At 45.6% G+C, this 8,646-nt stretch carries 8 protein-coding genes; 7 read left to right on the top strand and 1 reads right to left on the bottom strand.

What is annotated here, in order from left to right; genetic code table 11:
* Both Q0236_RS01335 and Q0236_RS01330 read left to right on the top strand, forming a co-directional pair.
* A partial coding sequence (locus Q0236_RS01335; protein ID WP_297914119.1) for a response regulator transcription factor occupies positions 1-410 on the top strand: 410 nt, incomplete at its 5' end.
* Positions 394-1,737, top strand: a complete 1,344-nt coding sequence (locus tag Q0236_RS01330) for a HAMP domain-containing sensor histidine kinase (protein WP_297914116.1) — start codon at positions 394-396, stop codon at positions 1,735-1,737. The genes Q0236_RS01335 and Q0236_RS01330, both read left to right, overlap by 17 nt.
* A 406-nt stretch (positions 1,738-2,143) precedes the next feature.
* On the opposite strand, the gene Q0236_RS01325 is transcribed toward Q0236_RS01330, so the two are convergent.
* The gene (locus Q0236_RS01325; RefSeq protein WP_297882694.1) at positions 2,144-2,362 is read right to left on the bottom strand and encodes a hypothetical protein; all 219 of its coding nucleotides are present in this window, start codon (positions 2,360-2,362) and stop codon (positions 2,144-2,146) included.
* Positions 2,363-2,673: 311 nt separating this feature from the next.
* Here Q0236_RS01325 and Q0236_RS01320 point away from each other — a divergent pair, with 311 nt between their 5' ends.
* The 5 genes from Q0236_RS01320 to Q0236_RS01300 form a co-directional block, all read left to right on the top strand.
* A complete protein-coding gene (locus tag Q0236_RS01320) occupies positions 2,674-3,279 on the top strand; it encodes a DUF6803 family protein (protein ID WP_297914111.1) in 606 nt (201 codons plus the stop codon).
* A gap of 394 nt (positions 3,280-3,673) precedes the next feature.
* Positions 3,674-4,363 (top strand): response regulator transcription factor, encoded by a 690-nt coding sequence (locus Q0236_RS01315; RefSeq protein ID WP_297914108.1) that lies wholly within the window; start codon positions 3,674-3,676, stop codon positions 4,361-4,363.
* Positions 4,353-5,771, top strand: coding sequence for a DUF3365 domain-containing protein (locus tag Q0236_RS01310; RefSeq protein WP_297914122.1), 1,419 nt, complete (start codon positions 4,353-4,355; stop codon positions 5,769-5,771). Before Q0236_RS01315 ends, Q0236_RS01310 begins: the two co-directional genes overlap by 11 nt.
* Before the next feature lie 104 nt (positions 5,772-5,875).
* Positions 5,876-7,951: a cytochrome C gene (locus tag Q0236_RS01305; RefSeq protein ID WP_297914105.1), complete on the top strand. Its 2,076-nt coding sequence runs from the start codon at positions 5,876-5,878 to the stop codon at positions 7,949-7,951.
* A gap of 51 nt (positions 7,952-8,002) precedes the next feature.
* Positions 8,003-8,646 (top strand): FKBP-type peptidyl-prolyl cis-trans isomerase N-terminal domain-containing protein (locus tag Q0236_RS01300; protein WP_297914102.1); only part of this gene is annotated, 644 nt, incomplete at its 3' end.

The following is an 8,646-nucleotide window of genomic DNA, read 5'->3' as shown; positions in this document are numbered from 1 at the left end:
AAGAAGATATCGTCGCAGGGCTTGATCTGGGCGCAGACGATTATATGGTTAAGCCCTTTGATTTTAAAGAGCTGTTGGCTAGAGCGCGCACGCTGATCCGCCGAAAGAGCGACAGCGCCGCCAATGAAATTTACGCAGGCGAGCTGAAGATCGACCTTTCTAAAAAATCGGTCGAACTTGGCGGGCAAAACATTGAGCTAACGGGCAAAGAGTATGAAATTTTAGAGTTTTTAATGCTAAATAAGGGCAGAATTTTAACCCGCGATCAGATCAAGGAGCACGTCTGGGACTTCGACTACACGGGTGGCTCAAACGTCATCGACGTGCTTATTAAAAATATCAGAAAGAAGCTCGGCGAGTGCGAAGTGATCCAGACTAAAAGAGGGCTCGGCTATGTTATTAAGGATTAAGCGGATCTTCGCAAACATACCCATTACGGCGCGCGTGACGCTTTGGTATTCGTTTTTTATCCTCGTTATCGTAGCCGCTTTAATTGCTATTTCGGCGGTCGCGGCGGATGAAATTTTTGAGGACGTAAGTCAAAAAAAGTTAGCCAAATCGGTCGCCAAAATCGCTAGCGATATGGAAGAATTTGAGCCCTACGACGATGGGATATTTTTCATAAAATACAGCGCAAACGGCGAGCTAACGGGCGGCCTGGCGCCTAAAAATTTTGAAACTTCGCTTAAAATGGACGGCGGCGAGGTGCGGCTTTATGAAAACGGCGAAAACCGCTTTTACTACTACGACGCTGCGACCGAGGATCGGGGGGTCTGGATCAGGGGCGTGATAAGCGCGGATGGGTTTTTTAAAAAAGAGGGGCTGTTTTTGCTGGCTCTGGCCCTACTCGTGCCGATCCTCTTCGCCTTCGTGCTTTACGGAGGCTACAAGACGATAAAAAACGCGATGAAACCGGTCTCCGCGATGTCCAAAACCGCCCTTGAGATCGGCGCTAGCAAGGACTTTTCAAAGCGAATCGAGCTGCCTGCGGGCAAAGACGAGCTGCACGCGCTTGCGAGCGTGTTTAATTCGATGCTCGATTCTCTCGAAAAGGTCTATCAAAGCGAAAAGCAGCTCACCTCCGACGTTTCTCACGAGCTGCGCACGCCGGTGTCCGTCATCATAGCCGAGAGCGACTATGCCGCAAGCTATGCGCAAAATTTAAACGAAGCCAAAGAGTCGCTGGACGTCATCGCCAGGCAGTCAAGAAAGATCGCCTCGCTAATAGATCAAATTTTGGAGCTCTCAAAGCTGGAATCGGGCGGAAATTTAACGCTAAAGCGCGTGAGTTTAAGCTCTATTTTGCAAAATCTCGCGAGGGATTATGAAAAACTGGCCGAGCTCAAAGGAATAAAATTTAGCCGCGACATAGCGCCAAGCGTTGAAATTTGGGGCGATGAGCTAATGATTTCGCGGCTAGCGGATAACTTTTTAAGCAACGCGCTAAAATTTACCGCGAGCAAAATCGAGCTAAGATTAAGCGCAACCAAAACGCACGCGCTACTATCTGTAAAGGACGACGGCGCTGGCATTTCGCAAAAAGAGGGCGAGCTAATCTGGAATAAATTTTACCAAGCCGAGGGCTCAAGAAATAAAAGCTTAAACGCGGGCAGCGGCTTTGGGCTGGCAATCGCTGCAAATATCGCTAAAATTCACGGCGCGAAGCTCGGCGTAAAAAGCGGCGAGAGCGGCGGCGTGGGCAGCGAATTCTGGGCGGAATTTGAGCTTTTGAAATAAATTTCGCTAAATCGCGAGAAACAAAAGTAAACAATCGGCGTAAATCCAAATTTACGATGCTTGCGATGAAAATTTACTATTTTGAAGGCGCGCCTGCAACTTTTAAGGATAGTTCGTAGTTGTGGTAACGGCGCGCATTTAGGGGTTTGAGGTACGACCGCAGCTTTTAAGTAGCGCATAAAGGTTGCGGGTGAGCCCAAGTAGCTATGAAAATGCCATAACCCCATTTTACTAAGATATGGCGCCGTCTTGGTGTCGGCTTCATTGAGTCGCTCATTTTCACAGCATGAAGCGGGGCTAAATTTAATTTGCGGGCTAAATTAAAGTGCGGCTTGAACCGCTCTGCGGGTGTTCGGCCTTGGTTCTAAAATAGTTAAATTTAGCGCTAGCGCCTGCGGAGCTTCGGCTACCTGATTTTTGCGGTGCCGAAGCAAAGTCCGTTTTCGTTGCACTGCATATTTTCTATCTGCGGATCCTCGCTTTCGCCGCAAATTTGGATCATCTGATGCGACGCCTCGTCCATTTTAGGCTCGCTACAATGCGAAACGCCTGGCTTTGGCTGCTCAGAATTGGAGCAAGCGCATACAAACAGCGCTGCGCAGGCGAATAAAAGAGCATTTTTCATTTTAAATCCTTTTAAAAAAATTTCATAATTTTATCTTTGTAAAACTGAAATTTTACGGAATTTAAAGCGTTTTGGCTAAATTTAAGGCATCTGCTTTTGCAAATATAAATTTTCTAAATTTCGCGTTAGATACAAAGGGACGGCGTGTAAAGCGAGATAAATTTAATATTTGTGAGCGAGTTTTAAGACGCAGCTCAAATCATTTTGCAGAAAGATAAGATTAAAGGCGCACTTAATCTTATCTATCGTTTTAAAATTTTTTACCGAAAGCCGCTAGAATTGCGTCTTTTAAACCAAAATAAGGAGAAAACATGGCAATGACGAATTACATGGAGCTTTTGATGGCAAATCAGCCGTGGAATTTGATTTTATTTATGGCGGTGCCGATGGGCTTAGCAGAAGCGATAGTAGCGAGCGAATTTTTTAGCTTGTACCGCGCGAAGGAGGGCTCTTTGGCGCTAAAAATCAATAAATGCCTTAGCATCATTCTCGGCGCTTATTTTACGATATTAATCATTTACGTAGCGGTTAAAATTTTGCCCGTCATTCATTTGCGTGGCGCTGCGGACGCCTTAGCTTTGGCGGCATACGTAGCGGCGGCGCTGCCTGCGCTGGTGCTGCTACTTTTGGAGCTCGGAGTTATCGCAAAAGGAGCGGAATTTAGAGCTAGGCTTAAATTTCATTTCTTGGCGCTGATTGTATTTTTGGTGTTAGGGCACGTCGCGATGATTTTTGGAATGACCGATCCAGGTGTGAGTGGCATGGATCATTCTATGATGGATCATGGCTCGATGAGTGGGATGAGCCACGATATGGGTTCGATGGAGGGAATAGATCATTCGCATATGAATCATGGCTCGATGGAGAACATGGATCACGGCGGCATGGATCACTCAAAGATGGAGCATTCGCATTAACTTTAGCATGCCCGGCTTGGGCTAAATTTTAAATTCTATTCCGCCGATAGCACAGGGTTGATAAATGCTTCATGATTTGATTGTCTTTCGTCTGCGAAATGCATATGCAAGCACCTCTAAAATAGAATTTTACCGTCTTTCATCTGTCGCCTGCGAGGCGGTAAAATTTAATATCAAGCTTATCGCCCCACCTTTTTACGTTCTTGTGATCTTTTAAGCCGACTTATGCAGGCGCAAAGCTCGCACATAGGCGGTTTGAGGTTTAAATTTGCGCGCAAACCGCTTTGGTATATTTTTTTAACGTTAGTTTAATGCTAAATTTATATAATTTAAGCGAGTTATATTTAAGAGATGATTAAGAATGAAATGCGCTAAGCTTGGAGGCGGATAGAGTATGCAAGATTACGAATTATTGGACGTTTTGTCCAATAAAAGGGTTCTTTGTCTAGAGGATGAGCCTGGGATTTTAAAAAATATAACCGAATCGCTGCAGCTGTTTTTCGGCGAAGTAGTGGGGGTTAAGGACGGGCTGGAGGCGCTTGATGAGGCGATGAGCGGCTCGTACGACGTGCTGGTTTTTGATATCGGCGTGCCGCATATGGACGGGCTTGAGGTCGTTAAAAAGATCCGAGCTGCCGGCATCTCAGTGCCGATCGTGATACTTTCGAGCCACACCGAGCAGGAGTATCTGTGGCGGGCGGTGGAGCTTAAGATCACTAGGTATCTGCCTAAGCCGTACGACAAAAACGCCTTTATAAAGGCGCTGCAAGACGTCGCTGCGGAGCTGATAAATCACGCGCCGATATTGAATATAAACGATGAGCTGAAGTATGATTTTGCCAAAAAGATCATCTACGTAAAAGACAGCGCCTGTCATCTTTCCAAAAGCGAGAGCAAGCTTTTGGAGTACTTCTTAGCGCGCAAAAATCAAACCGTAACCTACGAGCAGCTATTTGATTATATGTGGGAGTTCGAGCAGCCTAGCAAGGAGGCGATCAAGGCGATCGTCAAAGAGCTACGCCGCAAGATCGGCAAGGACGTGATCAAAAATTTATATGCGGTGGGGTATCTCTTTGAAGTATAAATTTAAATTTATCGTAGCGCTTTTCGTGCTGCTATATATCGTAATTACGGCTTTGGTTTTTAACTTCTACCGCGAGCTTGCGCTAAAGGACACGAGGCGCGAGGCGTTTTATATCCTAGATACGATGAATGCGGTGCGCGATTACGTCTCGACCGTGCAGCGCCCGCTAATAAACGAGCTTAAAGAAAAAAAGCTTCTGAGTGAGGATTTTTTCGATCCGAGGCTGATGTCCTCGACCTACATAACGCGCGAAATTTATAAAATTCAGCTCGCTAAAGAAAACATCAACTACGACTACAAGCTCGTCGCTACCGATCCGCTCAATCCCGAGCACGAAGGAAGCGAGTTTGAGAATGAAATTTTAGAGGGCTTTAAAGAAAACAGATATAAAGAATACTCCAGAGTCATCTATGATAAAGGTGGCGCCTCGTATCTTTTGAGTCTGCCGATAACAAACTCCCAGCCTTCGTGCACCGAATGCCACAGCATCAACGCAGCGCCCAAAAAGATGCAAGAGCTCTACGGAGACGTGGGGAATTTCAAAGGTAGTCTAGGCGATACGATCGCGATGATAAGCTTTAAAATTCCGATAAAAAGCATTCTGCTCTATCACACCAAAGAGTTTGTCGTTAGCGGCCTAAGCTTGCTTGTGGTATTTTTGATCTGTATATTTTGTATCTATAAAATTCACAAAAAAAACGCGACTTTAAAGATGCAAACTCAGCTTTTACTGATAAATCAAAGCCGCCTCGCGCTAATGGGCGAGATGATCGGCAATATCTCGCACCAGTGGCGCCAGCCGCTATCGCAGATCAGCTCCACGCTCATAAATTTAGAGCTTTATAACGAGCGGGGCAAGCTCTCAAAAGAAAGGCTCGAAGGAGGCATAAAAGACGCGGGCGAGCAGGTGAAATTTATGAGCGATACGATCGAGGATTTTAAAAATTTCTTCAATCCGAATATGCCCAAGAGGGAATTTAGCGCCGGCGAAGCGATCGAGCAGGCGCGTAAAATTTTAAACGCCTCGCTTAAAAAGCACGTCATCGACATAAGCGTGCGGATAGAGGAAAATTTCACCCTTTACGGCAACGTAAACGAGCTCATCCAGGTGCTAATAAACATCATAAACAACGCAAAGGAGGCGTTTTTGGACGTGCCGCTTAAACGGCGCGAGATTAAAATTCGCTCGTTTTTAAAGCAGGGCGAGCGGGTAATCACGATCGAAAATAACGCAAGCCGCATTGACGAGGCGCGGCTCGGTAAAATTTTTGAGCCGCACTTTACGACAAAACAGCAGGGCAGCGGGCTCGGACTATATATGAGCAAGATGATAATCGAAAAAAACGGAGGGAGCATAAGCGCTGCTAATTCCGACGAAGGCGCGATATTTACGATTGCTTTTCGTTAAATTTAGACTTTATTAAATTTCTCCCTTTTTCACCCTTTTTTGTTGGTATTATTTCAATCGTAAAACTTTGCTAATTTAAAAATTTGATTTTCAAAGGAGGAGCCATGAAAAAATGGAATAAGATGCTACTAGGCGCGCTCGCCTGTATTAGCATTTTTGCCGCAGGAGCCTGTGCCGACGAAGGCATGGGGCATGAGATGGAAATGTCGCAAAAATCGCGCGACGTCATCGCAAATCCTAAGGGCACGTTGCAAAGCAGAGGCGTCATATCCTTGCAGGACTACGTCGTAGAAGAGCGAGAGATGTATGACTGGCTATTTAAAAATCACCCGATTTTTACCAAATACGGCGGCAAGACGGTCGGTAAGATGGATGTGCACGACCGAGGTTTGGAGTGGCTTGCGGAAGGTCACGGATTTGACTTTTCAAAAGCGAGCAAAAGAGATGACGGCAAGGGCTATAGCTCTATGATGTATAGAATCCCTGCGGGCTCTTCTTTGCAATTTCCGAATAAATTCATAGGTCCTGAAAAATGCGGCGAGTGCCACCCTGCACAGTATGAGACATGGAGCAGATCGCGCCACGCCACTACTATCCGCTTCCCGGGCGAGCACCCGGAGGTTAATAACAACCTAACCGATCCTGTATTTAGCCCAGATACGGCGTCGATCCTTCCAAAAGGTATTACCCCTGACGTAATTTATGCGACCGTGGGGCATCTAAGGACAAAATTTGGCTACGTAGATGCGTGGCTTCTACGCGGAACCTATCACGTAGAGGGCGGCTTGCTAAGAGATGGCACCGGTCAGATCGTAGCCGGCGGTAACCAATTCCAAAGGACTTGGGCGTTAAATTTAGATGATGAGACGGTCAAAAAGATTAAAAAGATCGTTCCGGAATTCCCGGGCACGCTTGAGGAATACGGCGATAACGGCGGTTACGTAAGAGGTCTTGCGTCGTATGCTGCGAAATATAAAAAATCGATGTTTTTCCAAGCAAACAGCTCGTATTGCGAAGTCTGCCACCCATTCAAATTCGATTTTAAAACTAAAAAAGAATTCTATGCTGCTTTGGGTAACGCAAAAGAGCTTCAAAAGCACACTATCTCCAAGGGTATCACCTGTGAAGAGTGCCATGGAGCGGGCGGTCACCTTGACGGCGCTACAAATTTTAGAACCTCAAACTGCGAACGCTGCCACCAAAGATTTAACTATAGCCCTGATTTAGCTCGTGCTAATCCGCTAAACAACGGAAATCCCGATCTATCTCTTAGCTCTAAATTTAAATCTATGGGACCAGGCTGTGGCTCTGAGGGCTCTCAATCTTACTTTACCGCTCACTACGAGAAGGGTATGCGCTGCGTAACCTGCCACGATCCGCACGATAACACCGGACCGGTAGTTGGTGATAAAACCGTCAAGGGCGTAAATTACAACTCCGAGCAGGGCTATTTGAGCGCGTTTTATACAAAGCCTAAGATCACAAAAGAGTGCAAAGACTGCCACCAAGAGCAAGCCTACATCGCCGCAAGAGCCGATACGCATAAAGACAACACTTGCGCATCTTGCCACATGCCGTTTATGATGAGCTGCGAGAACTTCTACGCTATTCAGTTTCAAGACAACGCGGGATTCGATACTCAAAGAAGATCGCACATCTGGAAGATCGACATCGATCCTGCTAGAAAATCTCTAGTCGCAGGCGATGCCGCTAAAGGTCCAAGAGATGCGAAAGATTGGCACTTCCAAAGAAATAAAGATGGGCGAAATTTCGTCGATCTTATGTGGTCGTGCGCACGAACATCTTGGGCGGATAAAGATATGCAAGATACCAAAGGCTGCCATAGCCCTGTCGTTTCCGAGCTAAAAGAGACGCTTCACTTCAAGAACCAAAAGCAGGTTTACGATGAGGTTATGGGTTGGCAAACTCCGGTTAAGAGCGACTTCTCGCAAGTTAAGATCGGTATTCAAGGAATTTACTCTATCCTTGAGACTAAAAAGCTTAACTCCAGCGATAAAACTCGCGTTTACGAGCTAATAGAAAAAGCTCAAGACACCGTCGATCTTATCGAAAAAGACGGCTCATGGGGAATGCATGGCTTTAAATATACTAAGCAAAGGCTAGAAGCCGCTAAAGAGTATATCAAAGAGGCTCAAAGAATTCTAAATAATAATTTATAATTCTTTCGGGGTCGCGTAAGTTCGCGGCCCCGAAATTTAAAAGGCAAATGTATGCAAAAAAGACTAAAAATTTTCTTGCCTATCGTTTTGGCAAGCTGCGCGTTGGGCGCGAATTTAACTACGCAAGAACAAAAAGAATCTTATAGCATCGGAGCTTCTACCGGAAGCTATGTTTCAAACCAGCTGCATTCACAAGCCGCATTAGGCGTCAAATACGACTTAAATGCGGTGATAGAGGGGTTTTTGGACGCTCTTAAAAAGCAGCAGAAACTAAAAGATGAGGAAATTATTGCGCTTTTGAATCAAAGAGCCGATAAACTAAATAAGATCGTAGAAACAAATTCCAAAGCGGAGCTTGATAAAAATTTAAAAGCGGGCAAGGAATTTATGGCGAAAAATGCCAAAAATCCGGACGTTAAAACCACAAAATCCGGTCTTCAATATGAAATTCTAAAGCTAGGTATGGGCGAAAAGCCAAAGCCTGAGAGCGTAGTAGTGATGAACTACAAGGCGTATTTGACGAACGGTAGCGTATTTGACGATACTTTCGCGTCTAAAATTCCGGCGCATCTTTCTATGATAGGCTTAATCGACGGATTGCGCGAGGGGTTGCTTTTGATGAATACGGGCTCGAAATATAAATTTACAATCCCTAGTAATTTAGCCTACGGCAACGTGGACGTAGATAGAATTCC

The organism is uncultured Campylobacter sp., assembly GCF_938031315.1.
Classification (GTDB): Bacteria; Campylobacterota; Campylobacteria; order Campylobacterales; family Campylobacteraceae; genus Campylobacter_B.
This window is presented reverse-complemented; position numbering and strand designations above follow the sequence as displayed.